The sequence below is a fragment of the Gardnerella sp. DNF01195 genome, from assembly GCF_049244175.1.
GTDB lineage: Bacteria > Actinomycetota > Actinomycetes > Actinomycetales > Bifidobacteriaceae > Bifidobacterium > Bifidobacterium leopoldii.
Genome location: NZ_CP058383.1, coordinates 317970 through 339994 on the forward strand (window position 1 = coordinate 317970; position 22025 = coordinate 339994).

Annotated in this window: 14 protein-coding genes; 13 read left to right on the top strand and 1 reads right to left on the bottom strand. The window is 42.5% G+C overall.

What is annotated here, in order from left to right; translation table 11 throughout:
• The first annotated feature begins 81 nt into the window (after positions 1-81).
• The 8 genes from pepN to HXT43_RS01150 all read left to right on the top strand — a co-directional run bounded on the left by pepN (position 82) and on the right by HXT43_RS01150 (position 12261).
• Entirely contained in the window at positions 82-2697 is a 2616-nt protein-coding gene (pepN, locus tag HXT43_RS01115) for an aminopeptidase N (protein WP_421781020.1), read from the top strand.
• A gap of 585 nt (positions 2698-3282) precedes the next feature.
• A complete protein-coding gene (gene glmM, locus HXT43_RS01120; protein WP_112928885.1) occupies positions 3283-4710 on the top strand; it encodes a phosphoglucosamine mutase in 1428 nt (475 codons plus the stop codon).
• A 176-nt stretch (positions 4711-4886) separates the two neighbouring features.
• A complete protein-coding gene (locus HXT43_RS01125) occupies positions 4887-5540 on the top strand; it encodes a peptide deformylase (protein WP_004107289.1) in 654 nt (217 codons plus the stop codon).
• Between the two features lie 264 nt (positions 5541-5804).
• Positions 5805-7046, top strand: coding sequence for a zinc ribbon domain-containing protein (locus HXT43_RS01130; RefSeq protein ID WP_116442813.1), 1242 nt, complete (start codon positions 5805-5807; stop codon positions 7044-7046).
• 75 nt (positions 7047-7121) lie between these two features.
• A complete protein-coding gene (locus HXT43_RS01135; protein ID WP_116442812.1) occupies positions 7122-8516 on the top strand; it encodes a zinc ribbon domain-containing protein in 1395 nt (464 codons plus the stop codon).
• A gap of 230 nt (positions 8517-8746) precedes the next feature.
• On the top strand, positions 8747-10117 hold the full coding sequence (locus HXT43_RS01140; protein ID WP_004118695.1) for an ABC transporter permease: 1371 nt from the start codon (positions 8747-8749) through the stop codon (positions 10115-10117).
• 74 nt (positions 10118-10191) lie between these two features.
• Positions 10192-11514, top strand: coding sequence for an ABC transporter permease (locus tag HXT43_RS01145; protein ID WP_064340204.1), 1323 nt, complete (start codon positions 10192-10194; stop codon positions 11512-11514).
• Between the two features lie 105 nt (positions 11515-11619).
• A complete protein-coding gene (locus tag HXT43_RS01150; RefSeq protein WP_004107298.1) occupies positions 11620-12261 on the top strand; it encodes an ABC transporter ATP-binding protein in 642 nt (213 codons plus the stop codon).
• A 325-nt stretch (positions 12262-12586) separates the two neighbouring features.
• On the opposite strand, the gene glnA is transcribed toward HXT43_RS01150, so the two are convergent.
• Positions 12587-14023, bottom strand: coding sequence for a type I glutamate--ammonia ligase (glnA, locus tag HXT43_RS01155; RefSeq protein WP_004107300.1), 1437 nt, complete (start codon positions 14021-14023; stop codon positions 12587-12589).
• Between the two features lie 191 nt (positions 14024-14214).
• Between glnA and HXT43_RS01160 the strand changes: the two genes are divergently transcribed.
• The 5 genes from HXT43_RS01160 to HXT43_RS01180 all read left to right on the top strand — a co-directional run bounded on the left by HXT43_RS01160 (position 14215) and on the right by HXT43_RS01180 (position 21982).
• Entirely contained in the window at positions 14215-15804 is a 1590-nt protein-coding gene (locus HXT43_RS01160; RefSeq protein ID WP_116442811.1) for an AI-2E family transporter, read from the top strand.
• Positions 15801-17027, top strand: coding sequence for a glycosyltransferase family 2 protein (locus HXT43_RS01165; RefSeq protein WP_032835541.1), 1227 nt, complete (start codon positions 15801-15803; stop codon positions 17025-17027). Before HXT43_RS01160 ends, HXT43_RS01165 begins: the two co-directional genes overlap by 4 nt.
• A 508-nt stretch (positions 17028-17535) precedes the next feature.
• Positions 17536-18450, top strand: coding sequence for an ABC transporter ATP-binding protein (locus HXT43_RS01170; RefSeq protein ID WP_101892126.1), 915 nt, complete (start codon positions 17536-17538; stop codon positions 18448-18450).
• Positions 18451-18464: 14 nt separating this feature from the next.
• A complete protein-coding gene (locus tag HXT43_RS01175) occupies positions 18465-20117 on the top strand; it encodes a hypothetical protein (RefSeq protein ID WP_415707086.1) in 1653 nt (550 codons plus the stop codon).
• A gap of 74 nt (positions 20118-20191) precedes the next feature.
• Positions 20192-21982, top strand: coding sequence for a D-alanyl-D-alanine carboxypeptidase (locus HXT43_RS01180; RefSeq protein WP_116442810.1), 1791 nt, complete (start codon positions 20192-20194; stop codon positions 21980-21982).
• Positions 21983-22025 lie beyond the last annotated feature (43 nt).

A 22025-nucleotide genomic window follows, 5' to 3' on the forward strand; every position in this document is an offset into this window, starting at 1 on the left:
AATATTCGCGATTATTCGTAAATAGCTGAAAATAATCGTAAATATAATTAAAAATAAGAAAAAATAAGAAAGGTACAAAATATGCCAGGAGCAAATCTTACTCGCGTAGAAGCTCAAGAGCGTTTCGACGCTATCCAAATGCCAATTCACTACGATGTTGCGCTCGATTTAGGAAAAGGCGGACGCGATTTTACTTCGCGCACAAAGATTGAGTTCGATGCTAAGGCTGGTAGCGCAAGCTTCCTCGATTTAATTGCAAACAGCGTAGAATCCGTGGTGTTAAACGGTACCGATCTTGACGTTTCTAAAGTTTTTGCAGACAGCCGAATTGAGCTTGCAAATTTGCTTGAGCATAATACCGTAGAAGTTGTAGCAAACTGCCAGTATTCCAACACGGGCGAGGGTTTGCACAGAAGTGTCGATCCTTCTGACGGAAACGTGTATTTATATACTCAGTTCGAAGTGCCGGATGCTCGCCGTGTTTATGCTGTATTTGATCAGCCAGATTTGAAAGCTGTTTTTGATTTTACGGTTGATGCTCCAGAAAGCTGGATCGTTACTTCAAACATGCCAATTAAAAGCGAAACAGCGTTAGAGGGCCGCGAAACTGAAGCAGGCACTTTGGAAAATGGTGCTGTAGAAGGCATGAAGCACTGGGTATTCGAGTCAACTCCAAAGATGAGCTCTTATTTAACTGCTATTTGCGCAGGACCTTACGCGCAATGGCACACAACTTACGACAACGAAGACGGTCGCGTAGTGCCAATGGCAATGTACTGCCGTCAGGCACTTAAAGACGCTTTTGCAAAAGACGTTGACTACTTGTTCGATATTACGAAGAAAGGTTTTGCTTTCTACGCTAAGACTTGGGGAGTGCCGTATCCGTACGCAAAGTACGATCAGATTTACGTGCCAGAATATAACGCTGGAGCTATGGAAAACATTGGTATGGTTACGATTCGCGATCAATACGTGTTTGAATCCAAAGTCACGGACGCTTATGCTGAGCGCCGCGTTGTAACAGTTTTGCATGAGCTTGCACACATGTGGTTCGGCGACTACGTGACCATGAAGTGGTGGAATGATTTGTGGCTTAACGAATCCTTCGCAGAATTCACTTCTACTCTTGCAACTGCTGAAGCAACCGAATGGCATGACGCTTGGAGCACTTTCAATTCCGGCGAAAAAAGCTGGGCACTTAATCAAGATCAGCTTCCAACAACGCACCCAATCGTGGCTCCAATCAACGATTTGAATGACACTTCCGTCAACTTCGACGGCATCACTTATGCAAAGGGTGCTTCCGTATTGAAGCAACTCGTAGCGTATGTTGGTCGCGAAAAGTTCTTTGAAGGAATCCATAACTATTTGAGCAAGCATGCATACAGCAACGCAACTTTGGCCGATTTGTTGCACGAGTTAGAGCTTACAAGCGGCCGCGATCTTAAAGCTTGGAGTGCTCAATGGCTTGAAAAGGCTGGAATTAACACGATTTCTACCGAAGTCGAAGAAGCAGGTGACGGCACTATTGCTTCCTTGCGTTTGCGTCAGAGCGCGCCAGCTGAGCATCCTGTTCTTCGCGCACACCGTTTGGCTGTTGGATTCTACAATGTAGACGAAGCAACTGGCGAAATTAAGCGCACAAAGCGAATCGAACTTGACGTAGACGGCGAAGTGACGGAAGTTGTTGAGGCGCGCGGCGAAAAAATGCCAGCACTTATCCTTGTAAACGACGACGACTTGACTTACACGAAGCTACGTTTTGACGAAAAGTCGCTTGAATTTGCTGCCGAAAACTTGTATCGTTTCAAGGATTCTTTGACTCGCTCACTTATTTGGCTCGCGTTGTGGGACATGACTCGCGACGCAGAATTCCCAGCAGAACGCTTCGTGGAACTCAGCCTTAAAGCTTTGGCAACTGAGCGCGAATCAACTACTTTCCGCTATGCTCTTGGTCAAGTGAAAGTAACTGCAAGCCACTACGTTGTCCCAGAGCGTCAAGCAGAAGTCGCAAAGCATGTTGCTCACGAATTGTGGCAGTTGGCTTTGGCAGCTTCTGCAGGTTCCGACGAGCAATTCCAGCTCGTTAAGGCTTATCTTGGATACGGCGAAGTTGGAGATGCTGAGTTCTTGCGCGTAGCTAACGGATTACTTGACGGTTCCGTGAGTTTGGAAGGCTTGGAAATCGACAACGACTTGCGCTGGAGCATTTTGATTGCGCTCGCAGGCGTGAATGCTTTGGACGAAGCTGGAATTGACGCGGAACTTCAAAAGCGCGACACGACTGAGAATCGCGAATACGCTTACCAGGCTCGTGCAGCTCGCTCAACTGCAGAAGCTAAGGATTGGGCTTTTGAACAGGCTTTGCGCAATCTCGATTTGACGAATATGCAAATGGGCGCTGTGGTTGCCGGCTTTGCAAGCACAGCTAAAGGCGATTTGGTTAAGCCTTATGTTGAGCGCTACTTTGCTGAAGTTGAGTGGATTTGGAAGAACCGCACATTCCATATGGCTGAGGCTCTGATTGAGGGCTTGTATCCTGTGTATGCGCTGGTTGAGGAGCTGGTTAAGCACGGTGAAAAGTGGCTTGAGGCTCATGCTGATGCGGATCAAGCTTTGCGCCGCATGGTGCTTGGTAGCCTTGATTCTTCGCGTCGCACGCTTAAAGTGCAGCATTACAACGCTTCTTTGCGCTAGTGCGATGTCCTGCTTTCGCGCTGCATTGAGCAAGTAAGTTCTTGTTTAATGTGGCGCGAGTTTTTTTGTTTAATGTGGTGCTTGGCTGGCAGTTTTCTGGAGTGGCTGTGAGGGGTGGGGTTACTTGTCTCGCAGCGCTACGCTCCTATACCTCATTTGGACTAGTGGATAGGTAGTTAAGTTTAGTTTTTTGCTTACTTTTTCTGCGGAAATAGTTATTCATCATCACGATTATTACTATCGCTCCGCTTTTATATTGCTCGACCAAGCAACACCCACCCCTCACTACTGATAAAAACGCTAGTGTTTTGTGGTGTGGTAGGAGAGTCTGGTGCAGTTTGTGCAGCAGCGCGAATGCTAGTGTCCACTAGGGGATAAGTATTCAATATCTGCAGAGCATGAATGTTAAAGTTCACTAATCAACAAGTAATCGATGTTCGCAGAAGTATTACTGCAAAGCTTCTTTGCTGCGCTAGCGCGTTATGCGAAACAGTGAGTAGAATTGCGAATAGTGTGTGACGCGCTAGTATGCGATGTTGTTTGCTTGCGCGCAAGAGAAGTGATTTTTGCGAAAGAGGCTTTATTATGCCAAGAATGTTTGGTACAGACGGTGTGCGTGGATTAGCAAATCGCGATTTAACAGCGCAACTTGCGTTAGATTTAGGTGACGCTGCAGTGCGCGTTTTGGGAGATAAAAGCGCGGTTGCGTCTGCTGCAGAAGAAGAAGCGTCATCAGATACCTCTTCTCGCTCCGCTCACGCTCGTCGCCGCGCACTTATTGGTAGAGATACTCGCGTTTCTGGCGATTTTCTAGCTTCTGCTCTCGCTGCTGGCATGAGTGCTGGCGGTTTTGATGTTATCGATGCTGGAATTATTCCAACTCCTGGTGTTGCTTTCCTCACTTCCGTGCTTAACGTTGAAATGGGTGCTGTTATTTCTGCGTCGCATAATCCTATGCCAGATAACGGCATTAAATTCTTTGCGCGCGGAGGCTTTAAGCTTCCAGATAGCAAGGAAGATGAGATTGAGGCTGTGCTTGGTCAAGATTGGGAGCGTCCAACTGGTGCTGGTGTAGGTCGAGTCAGCCATGATACTACTACAGCTACTAACTTGTATATTGATCATTTAGTTTCTGCTGTTGCGCCTTTAAGTAACGCTTCTACTACGCGCCCAAAGCCGCTTGCAGGTTTGCGTGTTGTAGCAGATTGCGCGAATGGTGCTACTTCTGTTGTTGCTCCTGAGGCTTTGCGCCGCGCTGGTGCAGAAGTTGTAGTTATTAACGCATCTCCTGACGGCTACAACATTAACGATCATGCGGGCTCGACTCATCCTGAGCAGTTACAAGCTATGGTTAAAGCTTCTAAGGCTGATTTAGGTGTTGCGTTTGATGGCGACGCGGACCGCTGCTTGGCTGTCGATGAAAACGGCAATATGGTTAATGGCGATCAAATTATGGGTATTCTTGCTCGCGCTAAAAAGGCTGAAGGCAAGCTTAATCATGACACTCTTGTAGTTACAGTTATGAGCAATCTTGGCTTAAAACTTGCTCTTAAAGATATGGGTATTGCAACAGTGCAAACAAACGTTGGCGATCGCTACGTTCTTGAAGAAATGCTCAAGCACGATTATTCGCTCGGCGGCGAGCAGTCTGGTCACGTTATTAATCGCGAATTTGCAACCACCGGCGACGGTACGCTTACTGCTTTGACTTTGTGCCGTGAAGTTGTGCGTTCAGGCAAGAAACTTTCGCAAATGGCTGCAGACTTCCCACAGCTTCCGCAAGCTCTTGTAAATGTGCCAAATGTAGATAAAATGGCTTCGAAAACTAACGCAGCTGTGCTTGCAGCTGTTGAGAAAGAATCGAAACTTCTTGGAGATACAGGTCGCGTGCTTTTGCGTCCTAGCGGCACCGAGCCTCTTGTGCGCGTTATGTGCGAGGCTGCAACTCAAACTCAGGCGGATGAGGTTTGCGCTCGTCTTGCTCAAGTTGTGGTTGATAATCTGAAGTTATAAGTTTGTTTACTTTTGCGTTCTCTGTTTGCTTACATCTCAGTCGGCTCTAGCAGTGCGCAAATAATTTTGATACACTTATATCTTTAGTGCTGCTTTCAAATTCTGCTCGCGGCATGTAAATTTTGTATATTTTCGCGTTATTATGCGCGTTATTTAAAACGGTGAAAAGGAGTCCTATGTTTACGCATCACGCAAGTGTTGATACTAAGCTCAGTCGCGCTGTTGAGCGCTTGCTTGATTCCGCTACAGAAGACGGCATTTTGCCGATTGTGCAGGCAGGTGAGCCTGTTCTTCGCCAGCGTACTGTTGCGTATGATGGTCAGCTTACACGTGCAACTCTTACTAAGCTAATTTCGTTAATGCATAGCACAATGTTGGAAGCTCCGGGAGTTGGTTTAGCTGCTCCTCAAATTGGTCTTGGTCTTGCTATTGCTGTTATTGAAGATCATGTTCGTGATGATGAGGACGATCCTCGTGACATCGCAGAGCTTCCGTTTAGAGCTATTATTAACCCTCATTATGAGCCTATTGGTACGCAAACTCGTAGTTTTTATGAAGGTTGCTTAAGCGTTTCCGGCTATCAGGCTGTACGTCAACGTTGGCTTGATATTCAGGCTACTTGGCAGGATGAGGACGGCAAACAACATTCCGAGCGTTTGCATGGTTGGCCTGCGCGTATTTTCCAGCACGAAACAGATCATCTTCGTGGTGAACTTTATATTGATCGTGCAGAAATGCGTTCACTTTCCACTGATGAGAACCTTGAGGATTATTGGGCAGATGAAGCAGTTCCAGTGGCGGCGGCTCGCACTTTGGGATTTGCTATCTAGGTTTTATTGTCAATTTATTTATTAATTTGATTTTGTTTTTGATTAATAGATACTGACTATATTTTTCTGTTTTTCTATTTTTGCGTCGTATTTTTTACTGATTTATGTCGTGTTTATAGAATTTTTTGTTTCAAACAAGCACTTTTTTGTTACGTCTGGTTTGTTTTGTGTGCTTTTAGTAATAGAATTGAGCGCAAGTGGTTTGTTAAACATTTTTCGGTTAGCAAATTTATGGGATCTGTTCCATTAACAAAGGAGAGACGAGTGAAAGTTTGCGCTCAATGCGGTACCCAGAATATTGATACTGCAAAATTCTGCAAGGGCTGTGGTAACAAGTTTGAGGCTGTTCAGCCGGCGCCTGCTCAGCCGGCACCTGTTCAGCCAACACCTGTTCAGCCGGCACCTGTTCAGTCAGTACCTGTTCAACATGCTCCAGCTCAGCCAGTGCCTGTTCAGCAAGTGCATGTTCAGCCTACACCAGCTCAGCCGGCGCCTGCTCAGCCTATTGCGCAGCATGCTCCTCAGTTTGCGCGTCCTAGTATGCCTCAGCAGGGTGTGCCAGCTCAGCCAGGAATGCCTCAGCAGGGTATGCCAAATATGCAACGTCCAGGCTATCCATATGCCCAGCAGGGTATGCCAGCTCAGCCAGGAATGCCGGGTATGCAGAATCGCCCAAATACTCCAGGCGTTTCGCACTATAGCCAAATTTCAAACCAGCTTAATGCTGAACAGATGATGAACTTCTTCCGTTGGTTAGTAACTGCTCTTAAGAATCCTTCCCAGAGGTATCGCGTATCTAATATTTACGCAGTTTTAATTTCTGTGATTTCTGGTTTGCTGTTTGGTTTCCAAGCATATTTCTCTTCGCTTTCTTTCTACAATGCTTCTAATAGCACTGCTTTGGAACTTGTATCTAAGTTCGCTGGACAGCAAACTCCTGGTGTGCCTTTTACACTATTCTTCTATAAGTTTGTTATTGGAATGATTACCGTATACGCTGTATACGGTGTAGCTTTGCTTGGCATGAAGATGTTTGGTGAAGAGGTTTCGCCAGCTCAGCTTCACGTTCTTTTTGCTCAGAAACTCGTACCGCTTTTAGGCTTGCAAATTGTTTCAGTGATTTTGACTTTCATTGCTCCATCTATTCCTGTTATGAATTACTTTAAAGGAAAAGTAGAAGGCAGTGATTCTTTAGTTGCATCTATAATCTACAGCAATTCAGACATCTCATTGTTAATGAATAATCCTAGTGCTGTTTTGCAAGTTCCATCTATGTCTTTGCACACACTTTACTTGGTATTATTGATGCTCATTCCTGTATCGTTTATGGCAACTGCACACTACAAGGGTAAGCTTGATCGTGAGTGGATGTGGGTTATCTTTATCTTGATTGGAATTGTTGCAATATTTATCGTTGCTGCAATCAATACTGCTATGGTTAATTCCTTGGTTCCTTCGAATAACCTTATGAATAAAGCACAAGACCTAGCTAATTTATTTAGGTAAATATATCTAATAAGTCATAAGCCTAGCAGTCTTGTCTGCTAGGCTTATTTTGTAAAAATATACGGAGAGAAATATATGAATTGTCCATATTGCAACAGTCAAAATGCTTATGGAGCTATAGTATGCTCATCTTGTGGAGCTAGTCTTGTGCCGCAGCAAGCTAATTCAAATTATCAGCCAATGCAAAGTGCTCAATATCAGCAAAATCAAATGAACGATGTACAACAAACGCAGTTCATTCAGCAGAATACGCAAGCTTATCCTCAACCTGTTTATAGCAGTCAAAATACTTATGGACAGCAGGATTATTCAAATCAACAGTACTATAATCAGCAGGATTATTCGCAAAATCAGCCTACAGAATATTATGCTCCTGATTCTTTTAATCCTAATTTCGTAGCAGGTAATGTTGTGAGAAGCACGCCTATGAAACACAGCACAAAAATTATGCTTATTGTAATTGGCATTGTTATTGTGGTTCTTGGTATAGGTTATACAGTTATTCAACAGAATGTGTATTCTCCACAAGCAACAATTCAACGTTATGTGAAGTCTTTGCAAGAAGGCAATTTTGATGAAGCTAACAATATGACAGATTGGTCTTCTTCTAAAGTTCCAGAAAATTATCGTGCCTTACTTACAAGCGCAATAGGCAGAGCTTCCAAGAATCATATGTCTTACATGAGTGTTGATAGTGGCCCATACAATTCATTTAAGCTTTCTTACAAAATTGGCGATAGTGATGCTTCGGCGGTAATAAGCCTTGTACCAGCTGGCAAACAGTGGCTATTCTTTGACTCTTATAAAGTTCAATATCCACCATTTGGTCACATTACCATAACTGTGCCAAATGAAGTTGATAAAATAAAAGTTAATGATTCTGAAATAAATTTGTCTACTCTCAAAAAATCGCCGAAATATGACGGTGAAAGCTACAGTTCAGAATACGGTTATTCAGTATATACATCAGCTACAGAATATAGACTTCCAGTGTATCCTGGTGCTTACCATATTGAATCTGCAAAAAGTTCGCAACTGTGGACCACAAATTCTGCTGACGCGTCAATTAGCGAAAAAGATAGTTCGGAATCTGCAAGTTTAGAGTTAGAAGCTACAGAAACATTAAAGGATGAGCTTACTAAGGCTATTCAAAAGCATGTCGATAAATGTGTAGCGTCAACTGAAACTGATGTTCCAGAGAGTTGTAGATTTGCAAGCTTTAGTTACTATACCAGCTATAAATATGACAATATTAAGCGTAGTGTTAATAGCACTCCTATGTTGGATCAAGTTAACATGTCGTCAGGAACTTTTCAGAGCGATGAGGTTGGTGTAGACATTACTTATCGCTATAAGGACGATGATGATGATAGCGATTGGAGAGACTCGCACACTAGAAATAGTGGTTATGTTTATGGAAAGTTTAGTATTAAAGATAATAAGCTAGTAATAGATTTTAATCAAGACTAAACCTAACGAAATGTGCAAAATTTAAAGGCGCATTAAATACGAATAAAAGTTTCCCTCTACAATTTGTTTTGCAGAGGGAAACTTTTTTATAACGTAGATTTGCGCACTGGTAGATTTGCGCATTGTAAAGTATGACACTAAACGCATTTTTCAGTATGGATATGTTATACTGGTAATCCGTATATTTAAAGGTTGATATACAAGCAATTTTCAATGAAGAAAGGTAGTCGATGACGTTTATCTCTCGTGCAATACGCTACATTCTGAGGAAACGAATAAAAACAGCAATAGTTTTCATTATTGTATTTCTTATTTCGACATTGTTATTTTCTACTTCTGCAGTTTCAAATGCTGCAGGTAGAGAAGGAGAAAAAGTTGAAGCGCAAGCAGAGTCTAGTTTTGTGCTCGCAAATAACCCTCAAATAAACCCTGGAACTCCTAGAGGAGCTGGAACTGTAAAACCTAAAGATGTACAGGCAATTGCAAAGTTAAATGGAATTGCTTCCTACGTTGTTCGACAAAATGTAACAGCGGATTTAGTTAATGCTAAAGCGGCAAGAATTCCAGGCGTACAAGAGTATGACAATAAGCGTGAACAGCAGTTTGGGAATGCCGTTAATATTGAAGGAACGAATGACTCTACTGGTTTAAATACTTTTAAAACAAAAGCAATAACTATGTCTAAAGGCAAGCATCTTATTGCTAACAACGTTCATGCATCACTAATTCATGAAGATCTCGCTAAAGCTAACGGATTACATGTAGGAGATACTCTTACACTTCGCGCTAATCCTTACGATGCTGACAATATTCAACAATCAACAGCAACAGTAAAAACTCGTATTGTTGGAATTTATGCCGGAGCAAATAAGCGTCAAGTCGCAACTAGGGCGGAATTGACAGCTAATACCGTGTATACGGATTTGCAAACTACTCGCGAATTATATAAATATAAGCCTGGAAAAGAAATATATCAGGATGCAAGTTTTAGAATAAAGCGCGGCGAGGATGCGGATAATATTATGTCTCAAGCTGCGAAATTGCCTATTGATTTACAAAACTATCAACTAACTCGTGACGATCAGTTCGTTTCTGGTTTGTTGAAAGCAGCAAAGGGAGTGCGCTCAATAATGACTGTTACAACAATTGCTGTTGTATCATTCGCTATTATTGCTTTGGCATTAGTGCTTTTGCTGTGGATGAATGAGCGACGTAATGAAATTGGTGTGTTTGTTGCAATTGGCACTGGCAAATTATCTATAGTTGGTCAATATCTTGCTGAGATTGTGCTTATTTCAATACCTTCGTTGATTGTGGGTTACCTTTTTGCAAAAGTTATAGCTCCGTTGATGGCTAATGTTGCTCTTGGCTCTGTGCAATCATCAGCCGCCCGTGAATTGAGTAATATGGGTCAAGCTGGTGGAAATCTTGAATCAACTTTGGCAACAAAAACTTTGGAAACACTTAGCGTACAAGTAGACGCTCAGTGTTTTGTCGGAGTTTCTACAATTGTTGGTGCAGTAATCGTTATTGCAGTTGTGTTGTCTTATTTGCCAATTATATGCAAATCTCCTCGTGAGCTCCTCGGATTGCAAAAGTAGAACCATGCTGTTTGGCGGCATAGTTTTCATAATTCGTCGTATGAAAGTTATTTGAAAAGTTAGTGAGTAACATTATGAATGGTGAAGTAATTTCTTTATGTGCTCGAGCGAAACTTGCAATATTGCGCAAACCTCGACGTAACGCAATAATTGTGCTGATTATGACTCTTGTTTTAAGTGCGCTAGTTTCACAAGCTGGTATCAGTGCTTCTGTTGAGGGTGCTAGGGATCGTATTCAATCCAGTATTGGCTTAGGTTTTACTGTACGAGCAAAAACTCGAGGTGAAACTCTTCCAGAGCAAAGTAATGCAAATTCTAATTCTGCTACTGCTACATCTAGTTCCTCAATTCCTCAAGATTTGGGCGCAAATGAAGGAATTGACTCTAGTCAAATTCGTAAATTTGCTGCGATTTCGAGCGTAAAAACTGTAGTGGAAGAGCGCGATGTTTTAGCTGTGCCTGTTGGAAAGCAACTTGTGCTTCCTGCGCAGGGTCCAAGACTAGACGATGATGTTTTGGCTCATGCTGCCGGAATTACTGGCACAACAGATTCTCGATTATCTCAAGGTTTTCAAGAAGGATTGTACCGTTTAGAACAGGGTGAGCATATTACTAATCGTTCTTCTGGTAGAGCAATAGTGCATCGTGATTTTGCTAAGAAGAATAATCTTAAGATTGGTTCTACTATAATTCTTAAGCAAGGGTTTAATGTAAAAGTTCGCGTTGTTGGCATTTTTGCCGGCAAATTGCAAACTAAAGGAGCGCTTCCTTCGGATACGTCAGAAAACCGCATATTTACTGACTTAAGTTCTGCGTTGTCTTTGGCGGGTTCTTCTAATCGAAGTGTTTTGCGTTGTGTTGTTGAGCGTTCTGATTTATTAGCTAGTGCAATACGGGAGGCTAAAAGTATTGCTGGCAAGTGGGCAGATGTAGAGCAGAATGCTTCGCAATTGTCTGATGTAATAAGCTCGGTTAACTCTGTGCAACAACTTGTGCGAATGATTTTTGTGGCACTAAGTTTTGTTGGTATTTTAGTGCTTGGACTTGTATTAGTGTTCTGGGTTAGAGGACGTATGCACGAGATTGGCGTACTTATGTCTATCGGATTATCTAGAGCAATAATAGTTAGTCAATTGCTTGTTGAAATAGCGATACTCAACATTGTGTCATTCGTCATTTCGTTAGGCTTCGGTGCTGCTTTTTCTGGCGTTATTGGTTCTGCGATTTTGCATAGTGCTGATTCGTCATTTATTGCGGATGGTATGCCAGTATTGCCATTGCTGCAAACTCTTGCTGCTTTTGTTATTGGTTTGCTTATTTCAATAGTCGCATTACTTGTTGCAGTGCTGCCAATATTAATAAAGAAGCCTCGGAAAATACTGAGTGCCATGAGTTAGCAGAAATGTAGTTGCGTATGCGAATTTTCTACTAAAAGCGCAATCGCATAAATGGAACAAATCGTATAAATCATATTTAAATTATGTAAAAATAAGGAGCTTATTATGTCGGCTTTATTGCAATTAAAAAATGTGAAGTACACTTACGGACCTGCAAATATTGCGGTACTAAATGACGTGAATGCAGATTTCGAAATTGGCAAAATGTACAGTATCATGGGAGCTTCTGGAGCAGGAAAGTCTACTATGCTCTCACTTTTAGCTGGATTAGATACTCCTTATAAAGGTGAAGTATTGTTCAATGGTGAGGATATTGCAAAAACAGGATATGTTGAGCATCGCAAAAAACATATTTCACTTGTTTTCCAGAATTTTAATCTTATTGACTATTTGACGCCATTAGAAAATTTGCGATTAGTAAATTCACATGCTGATGTTCAAGTGCTAATAGATCTTGGGTTAACTGAAGAAGAAGCAAATCGTAACGTCACTAAACTTTCTGGTGGCCAACAGCAGCGTGTTGCAATTGGACGAGCTTTAGTATCTTCTGCGCCGGTAATTTTAGCTGATGAGCCTACTGGAAGTCTTGACCCTGCAACAACTAAAGAAGTTATTGCAATATTAAAAAAAGCTGCTAGAGAGCATGGCAAATGTGTGATTGTTGTTACTCATGATTCGAAGGTCGCATCTCAAGCTGATGTAAAATACGTGCTAAAAAATAAACAGCTAACGCGACAATCTGCTTGAGCGCACGAACCGGCGAGTTTCGGACACTCGTGCAGTTGGCGCGCTGCGTTATGGTCTCTTAATCCTGTTATTCGGACACGCGTGCAGTCGTCGTGCTGCGCGCGTAACGCATGTTTCCGTTTTTTCGTTAATGGCGCAGATTGCGCTCGCTTACGAAACTCGCTTAAGTTGGAAGTCCACTGGACTTCCAACTTAAGCGAGTTTCCGCTCCGAGTTGCCTTCGCGCGTTAAATCGCAGCGCTCAGGCAGGTCGTCGCGCAAAACAATAAGCCGACTCTGCGAAATCGTAGAGCCGGCTTATTGGCTAGAAGAACTTAACTACAAATCAGATGTGGAAGTAAAGCTCATACTCGAGTGGAGTTGGAGCCAAGCGCGCCATATCCATTTCCTCATGCTTCAAATTCAGCCAAGTTTCAATCAAGTCGCTAGTAAATACGTCGCCTTGCATAAGGAAGTCGTGATCCTCTTCCAAAGCTTGCAAAGCCTCACCAAGTGAAGAAGGAACTTGCTTAATGCCGTCATGCTCCTCTGGAGGAAGCTCGTACAAATCTTTATCAACAGGGGCAGGAGGCTCAATATGGTTAACAACACCATCCAAACCTGCCATAAGCTGAGCGGAGAATGCTAAGAATGGGTTGCATGAAGGATCCGGTGCACGGAACTCAATTCGCTTAGCAGCAGGTTCCGTACCAGCAAGAGGAATACGAATAGCTGCAGAACGGTTACGAGCAGAGTAAACCAAGTTGACTGGAGCTTCGTATCCTGGAACCAAGCGATGGTAAGAGTTAAGCGAAGGATTCGTAAATGCAAGCACAGAAGAAGCGTGCTTAATCAAGCCGCCAATGTACCAACGTGCAATATCAGAAAGTTGAGCGTAGCCAGTTTCCGCATAGAACAATGGCTTGCCATCCTTCCAAAGCGACTGATGGCAGTGCATGCCGGTGCCGTTATCTCCAGCAATTGGCTTTGGCATAAATGTTGCAGCCTTACCAGCTAAAGCAGCAGTTTCATGAACCACATACTTGTACTTCATCAAATCGTCGCCAGCATGAACAAGCGTATTGTAACGGTAGTTGATTTCCTGCTGACCTGCACCGCCGACTTCGTGGTGAGAACGCTCAAGAATCAAGCCGACCTTTTGCAAATTGCAAACCATGTCATCGCGCAAATCCTGATTGTGATCTACTGGTGGCACAGGGAAGTAGCCGTGCTTTACGCGATTCTTGAAACCAATATTGTTGCTGCCGTCATCCTCAGTGTCGATGCCAGAATTCCAAGGAGCTTCGTTAGAATCAACCTCATAGAAGGAGCGTTGCATGTCGTTAGCAAAACGCACCTTATCAAAGATGAAGAACTCAGCTTCAGGGGCAAAGCTTGCAGTGTCAGCAATGCCAGTTGACTTCAAATAGGACTCTGCTTTAATAGCGACCTGACGAGGATCCCTAGAATATGGCTCATCTGTTACAGGGTCAACAATAGAGAAAGCAACATTCAGAGTCTTATGCTTACGGAATGGGTCAATATAAGCAGTGTCAACATCTGGAATAAGCTTCATATCTGATTCGTTAATAGCCTGGAAGCCTTGCATTGAAGAACCATCGAACGCCATTCCATCAGTGAAAGCACTGTGCAAGAACTCGTCAGCAGGAACAGTAAAGTGCTGCTGAACGCCAATTAAATCAGTAAATCGTACGGATACGTATTCAATGCCTTCCTTTTCAATGAGGGCTGCGGCATCTTCTTTAGTTTGCAAAGTGGTCATGGCCACCATTCCTTTCTTAAAAAACCCAGTAATGAGTTTATGACTATGAATGCCATTTTGGATTTCAGCGACTCGAATATCTCGTTACGTTTGTGTTACATAATGTTACGTGTAGTTGCGTAGATGCGAATAATGTAATACTACATGCCGCTAATTCGCATTCATCAGTTCGCGCAGTTACAATAGTACCTATGAATTACCAAGAGCAAGAAATGCATGAATATAAGATGCATGAGCATATTAAGGAAAGTGAAAATAAGCTAGATTTAGCTTCACTTTTCCCAGCCAAAGGCGATGATAGAAGGCCGCCAGATTGGCTAGGTCGTGCACTTATTTACGTTGCAATTGTTACTTTTGTGTCCATCTTCCTATGGTTCGCTTGGAATAGCATTTCATTCATTGTTTTCGATGTTGTGATTTCTATTTTTATTGCGCTCGCAATGGAACCGCTTGTTGTTCGGTTAATTAAGCATGGTTGGAGGCGAGGAGTTGCTTCTGGCTTTACGCTAACGGGCTTGCTTGTTGTAATTAGCTTGCTACTTGCTTTGTTTGGTAATTTATTTGCTCAGCAGGTTGTTTCAATGGTTATGGGCTTGCCTGATTTATACAATCAATTTGCAAATTTTGTGCTTCACTATACCGGTTTTAAAATGCCTAATATTGAGCAGCTTGGCATGGAAATTTTGAAGCATGTGCAAACATCTTGGGTTGTTGATTTTGCTGGCCAAGCACTTAACACAACATGGGGATTGATGACTGTTCTGCTTGATTTGCTTACCATTATTATGGTTACGTATTACATTTCTGCAGCAGGTCCGGCTATGCGTCGTAGCATGTGCCGTTGGATGAATCCGCAAGCTCAGCGTCGTTTCCTATTTATTTGGTCAGTTGTTCAAGAGCAGATTTCGAGCTTCTTATTTTCGCGAATTATTTTGGCAGCGATTAACGCAGTGGGTACCGCAATTTTCCTTATTGTGATGAATATACCGTATTGGCTTCCGCTATCCTTATTCTGCGGAATTGTTTCGCAGTTTGTGCCTACAATTGGTGGCTATTTGGGTGGAGCTTTGCCTATCTTGGTTGCGTGGGGTTCCAATGGTTTTGGTGCGGCTGTTGCAACATTAATTTTTATTACGATTTATCAGCAAATTGAGAACATGGTTATTTCGCCGAAGATTTCCGAAAAGACTATGGATCTGAATCCTGCAGTAGCTTTTATTTCAGTTCTTGTAATGGGCGCTGTATTTGGTGCTCTTGGAGCATTTTTGGCTTTGCCTGTGACTGCAAGTTTGCAAGCAATTTTTAGAGTATGCACGAAGCAATATAGTTTAGTTTCTTCTCCGCTTATGAACGATCCTCACCCTGATCACACTTCTATTATTGTTCGTTGCGTTGAGGCGATTGGCCGTAAGTTCATGAATCCAATGAGTGAAAGTGTTCATCGTGTAATGAAAGGCACAAGCTCTCGCATTTCTCTGAACGAGGATATTTTATATTGGTATAAGCAAGCTTATGTGTCAGATTCTGACGATGCGAATAGTAGCAAAGTTTCCTCTAACGATTCTGATCAAACTGATGTATTGGCAACAATGCCAATTTCGCGCGAAATATTAGATGCCGTAAATAAAGATATTGCAAAGCGTAAAGTAGATTCTGAAAATAAGGATTCTCCTAAAGCAAAATTGCAAGTAGGCGAGTCTAAAATAGTAAACAATACAAACAATACAAAAAATAGTAAAAGTAACGTAAAAAATAATCCACGGAGCGGATGGAAGCGATGATTCTTCTATCAATATTTGATGTACTAGTAATACTTATTGGCATAAGCGGTGTTGTGTATCAAGGTGTTTGTGCCGTTGCATCTTTATTCGCTAAGCCTATTGTTTTTCCTGAAGCGCCAATGGATAAGCATTATGCTGTGCTTATTTCTGCGCGCAATGAGGAAGCTGTTATAGGTAATCTTATTCATTGCATTCAAACTCAAACATATAGACAAGATTTTATTGATATTTGGCTTGTTGCAGATAATTGCACTGATTCTACTGCGCAAGTTGGTCGCAATTGCGGATGCAACGTAATTGAACGTTTTGATAAAGAGCATATTGGTAAAGGTTATGCGCTCAGCTATCTCCTCGATCATATTATGAAAATTGGTGCGGATAAAGTTTATGACGCGTACTTTGTTTTCGATGCAGACAATAAACTTGATCCGCATTATTTTGAGGAAATGAATAAAGGTTTCCACGCAGGATATCAAATTTTAACTAGCTACCGTAATTCCGTGAATCTTTCAGATAATTGGGTTTCTTCCGGCTCTGCACTTTGGTTTATTCGAGAATCGCGATTTACTAACAACTCGCGAATGCTATTCGGTTCAAGTTGCCATGCTGGTGGAACTGGATTCATGTTCTCGCGTGAGATTATGCACAGAAATAGCGGATGGAAATTCCATCTTCTTACTGAGGATCTTGAATTTACTATGGACGCTATTCTTCACGGAGACAAAGTTGGATATTGCGGTTCTGCAGTATTATATGACGAACAGCCTGTGTCGTTTAGGCAGAGCTGGAGGCAGCGCCTTCGTTGGAGCAAGGGATTCTTGCAGGTATTTCGTTACTATGGAGCAGCTCTTATTCGACATGGTATTCGCGAAAGAGATTTTTCGTCGGTTGATTTTACGCTTATGCTTTTCCCGTTTATGGTTTTAGCTGTTGCAAGAATAATACTTGGTTTTATTTTTGCTGCATTTGGATTTGTAACATGGATGAGTCAAATCTCTTCAATGATTAATTTCATTACCACTACTGTTACAAGCGTTTTAGGTATGATGATATTTGTGTCACTCACTATTTTGGTTGAACACGATAAGCTTGGGGCCACGAATAAGGAGCTGTTTGCGTACGCTCTTAGCTTCCCGATTTTTATGCTTTCGTACGTGCCTATTGCGTTCCAAGCTATTTTCTCAAAGAGCGAGTGGAAGCCGATTCAGCATACCGGTCGCTGAGTGAAAGAATGAAATTCTATAGTGTGGAGCGAGTTTTGGGGGATTTTTCTCCTCGCGCGTCCCGTCCTTCAGTCGCTTTGACTGTTAAAGGCGTTTATTGTGTTCGCCTTTCTTTAAAGAATGTTGCTCCATCAGTCCTCTTTTAGCGCTCGTAGAGAAATCCCCCAAACTCTGCGTGCTAACCATTAATAACCTCATCTTATCGCAGAGATTTTTCGATTTTTCTTCTTCGCTTGACGAATCAGCAGCCTACGGCTCTGACGTTCGCCGCGCTCAGTGCGAAAAATCTCAAATCTCTACCACACGAATATTAGTACAGTGAAGGTAGCGTACGGAACAGTGATCTGGTGTGATGGTAGGAGGATTTGGGGTGGTGAGTGCGGCGGCTGATGGCGTTGTGATTGCGCAAAGATTGCGAGTATGAGATAATAGAAACCTCTATGTAAACGCTTGCTTGCGTAGCATTGTGGCGCGATGCGTGCGTTTATCTGTATACTGCGAGGTTCTTATGGTAGATTCTATTCCGTCTGAATATCCGTCCGGAAATGCTTTTGCTAGCAGCGTTCCGGTTTTTGGCGCAAACACTTATTCGAGTGATGCTAGCGATAGCAATGCAGATGTTCCAGCGGTTTCTATTCGCGGATTTGTTAAGACTTTTGGCAAGAAAGTTGCTGTAGATAATCTTTCGTTGAGCATTCCAGCAGGCTCTTTCTACGGATTGGTAGGTCCGAACGGTGCCGGCAAAACCACTACGATTAAAATGCTTACGGGCTTGCTTATGCCGGATGCTGGCTCAGCTTCGATCTTTGGCAATGACGTTTGGAGCGATGTAAATAGTGCTAAGCGCGCAATCGGTTTAATGCCTCAAGCAGATGAGATTTTTAAGACAATTACTGGTTTGCAGCTTTTAACTTACGCTGGCATGCTTCGCGATATGAGTCGCGCGGAATCCGTAAAGCGCGCGAACGACTTGCTTTCTGCTTTCGACTTAACAGAAGCTGCAAACACCATGGTTTCTGACTATTCAACTGGTATGACTAAGAAGATTTGCCTTGCAACAGCTATGATCCATAGCCCTCGCGTACTTGTGCTCGATGAGCCTTTTGAGGCAGTGGACCCTGTTTCTAGCGCAAATTTGAAGGATATTCTCGCCGAGTATGTTTCTACTGGCGGTACGGTTATTATTTCTTCGCACGTTATGGAATTGGTTGAAAAAATGTGCTCGCACGTGGCGATTATTAACGAAGGTCATGTTGCAGCTTCTGGCACTCTTGCAGAAGTGGCTCAGGGCAAAGATCTTGAAGATCGCTTTATGGAGCTTGTTGGTGGACGTCACGCAGCTGCGCGAATCGACTGGCTTAACGGCGGCAAGTCTGATAACGCTGCTGTCGCTTCTACCGAGTCTGCTAATCTCAATGCCTAATAAGGATGGCCGTAATGTCTATGATTTTTACCATGGTTCGCCTTCGCTGGGTGCTTACTTTTTCCGTTATGCGAAAGTCGATTTGGCAAAAAATCGGCTTTGGTATAGTCATTGTTTTTGGACTTGCGATTATATGCGCTCTTGGTTTTGCGGGCTGGCAAGCAGGAAAGTATCTTAATCCAGGAATGCTTGCAGATACTAAAAATTGGCAGGAATTTCAGTTCGCTCCAATAATGGTTGCGTCGATTGTGTCAATTTTTACGCTGTTTATAAACCTATTTATGTTCGGCAGTGACACAACACTAAAGTCGCGTAGTTTTGCGCTTTACGGCATTCCCTACGTAAAGCAGCAAGCTGGTATGCTTCTTGGCTCCCTTTTTGGAGCGCTTTCTATAAGCTGCACAATCGCGCTTGCTTTGTGGTCTTTAGCGTACAGAAACTTTGGGATTGTGCCGGTTTTAGTAAGCGTAATTGCAGCTCCGCTTTACGTTGCAACAATCGTGTCTTTAAGCAAAATGCTTATTGAGCTTTTGGATACTATTTTAATAAACAAGCGTTCAAGAAACATTTTTTACTTTGCTATTTTCGTAGCGTATATGATTTTTGTTTCCACTATGAATATTGGTAACAAAAGTCCAAGAGGAATTGTGTTTGGCTTAGGTTTTTGCTCTGCGTCCGCTTTTACTCCATTAAGTGCTGCTATGGCTTTGCCTCTTGACGCCATTAATGGCAATTGGCTTGCGCTTGTTATTCGCTTCTTTATTTGCGTACTAACGATTGCTGCTTGCTTTGCAATCTCTGTATTTTGCGCAAAATTAGAGCCAAAGCTACTTCGCGGTGAGCAAAAAACAGTTGTTAAAACTAAGGGAATCGGCTTCTTTGCAGCAGTTCCAGACAACACAGTTGGTGCGATTATTGCGCGAATTATTAGCGTTATGAGAAGAGATATGCGTCAACTATTTTTGCTTCTTACGCCGCTTTTTATTCTGATAGTTGCAGGAGGAACTAGTTTTAATGCTAAAGGATTTGGTTCTATAGCACAGGACATAGGCGTTTCTAGCTGGCTTATGTATGCTGCTTTGCTTATGGGCATGGTTGTTGGAAACAATATTGCATACGATGGCACAGCTTTTACTATGCACGCGATTATTGGAGTAAAAGGTTTGCACGATCGTTTAGCGCACGCAATAGTTTGGTCCGTGATTTGCGCTGTGTACTTTGCAATTCTTGGAATAGGGGTTTACGCTTTCCTTTTCTTTGTAGCAAATGTTAAGCAAAATATGAATGCAGTTATGTTCCAAACTCTTTCTCCAATTGGAGTAGCTTTTGCGACCATAGGCATTGGCTTAATTTCTTCGTGCATAGCAATGTACCCTGTAGCGTCAATCGAAAAGCCATTTTCTAGGCCGCAAGGTTCTGCAGGCGCTAGATCTTTTGCTCCAATAGGTTTTTCGCTTCTTTCTGCAGTATGCATGATTCCGTCTATTGCTGCAGCTATGACGTTTTTGGCTATTAACACGAATCTTTTGTGGATTGCATGCATTCTGTTCGTAGTAAACGGATTTGTTGTGTTGGTTGTTGGCGTAATTCTTGGCGGCAAAGTGATGGATAAGCGCATGATTCGCATTGTAGAAAACTTGCGCAGATTTGCGTCGATTACTGCGTAACTTATGCACGCTTTGTTGCAAGCGCAATGTATAGTTAAGCGCGGTATTTGCAATCGATTTAAAGGTGTGCTCGCATGGAAAGTAGTAAAGGCTCAAACGATGCCTTAAATACTCCTAATGCGAGCACGCCAACGCAAAGCGGCGAACCCAACAAAAGTATTAAACCTAAACCAAGTATTAAACCTAAACCAAGTATCGAGCCTAAAGCAAGTAGTGAATCTAAACCAAGTAGCACACAGAAGAAAAGTAAATACGCTGCTATGGTTTTAAGAAGCCAATATCCTTCTCGTTGGCGATTACTTATTGCATTTATAGCAGTTATAGTTAGTGCAGCAATTATTTTTACTTATTTTTTGCTTGACGTATACGATATTCTTCCCGGTCCTTTGACGTTACGAAAACAACATTATGCTGTAACTGTTTCTTCTCCTAAATCACTTTTGCGAGTTAATTCACTAGCTAAAGGCGTGACTTATGGTAAAGAAATAAATCATTCGCAAGCTCAAAAACTTATTGACGAGTTGGTTTCCGATGCTTCTATGAGTAGCAGCACTTCAGCAGTAATTATGGATGCTAATGGGCGAGTAGTTGCTTCACATGAGCCAAATGCTTTAAGAGAGCCAGCATCAACGCTTAAAACTTTAACTGCTAGCGTGGCTTCTCGCACTCTTGACATGGGTTCAACTCTTGATACTCAAGTATTTTTGTTGCCTAAAACAGGCGGTGAACCAGAACGAGCTTCTAGTGCGAATGCTAGAAAGCTTGTGCTTCGCGGCAATGGTGACATGCTTCTTGGCGTTGGAGAAAACGATTGGAACCATGTTAATGGCAGAGCAGGCTTAACGACATTAGCGAGAAGAACAGCCAACGCTTTGAAACTTGAAAATATTCGCACAGTTTCTTTAGCTGTTGATGACTCATTGTTTGGCGCAAAACGTGCTCCGGATTTGATTTATGAAACAGATGTTGAACGACGCTTTTATGCTCAAACGTCATCTTTGGCTATAGATGATGCTCGTCAGCGTGACCTTTCAGTGCAAGGTGTTGACGCTGATGCTATGACAGATTTTCCGCTTTCTGATCCTCATCCTGCTTTAAGTGCTGGTCGTGTTTTTGCTAAATTATTAAGCAAACAAGGAATAGTTATAAGTAATTATTCTAATAAAACCACTTCTGACGAAAAAAATTCCGCTTCAGACTCGTCTGCAGATGATTCTTCTGAAAATAACAAAGATTCTGAAAATGAAAATAAATCTGCACAATCTGAAAATTTTGTAATACCAGTAAGCGAAACTAAATCGTTAATATCATCTAATTCGCGTTTAATTGCACAAGTTTCTTCTGCACCTTTAAACGAAATAATGGCATATACGCTTCGTATTTCAGACAATACATTGGCGGAAGAGTTTGGTCGTTTGACTGCGCTTGCAACTCACAAATCCAACTCTCCGGAGGGTGCAGTTCAGGCAGTAAAAGAAGGATTACGCAAGCTCAATATCGATATACGTGGTTTGCATATGTCTGATTGCTCAGGCTTGTCTCCAAAATCAAGGTTGCGCGCAACAACGCTAGCTCAAGTACAAGTGCTTAATATTAAAGCCGATTCTGGAGGTGCTGCAGCTGCTGAAGGATTGTCTCTTCCTGGTTTAGTTGGAACAGCAAGAAAGCGTTTAGCGGATGAATCTTCTGCCGGCATGCTTCGCGTAAAGACTGGTTCTTTAAGTGAAGTTACTTCTATGGTTGGTAATGTATCTAGGAAAAGTGGTGGAGTGCTAACTTTCGCTGTTGTTGCGAACCAGCCAGCTGATATTTGGGGAGCATTCGTAGCGATTAATAAGTTTATGGCAGAATTGCCAAAACTATGATTTATGAGTTGCAATTTAGCGTTATCAGCGCGCTACACTAGAA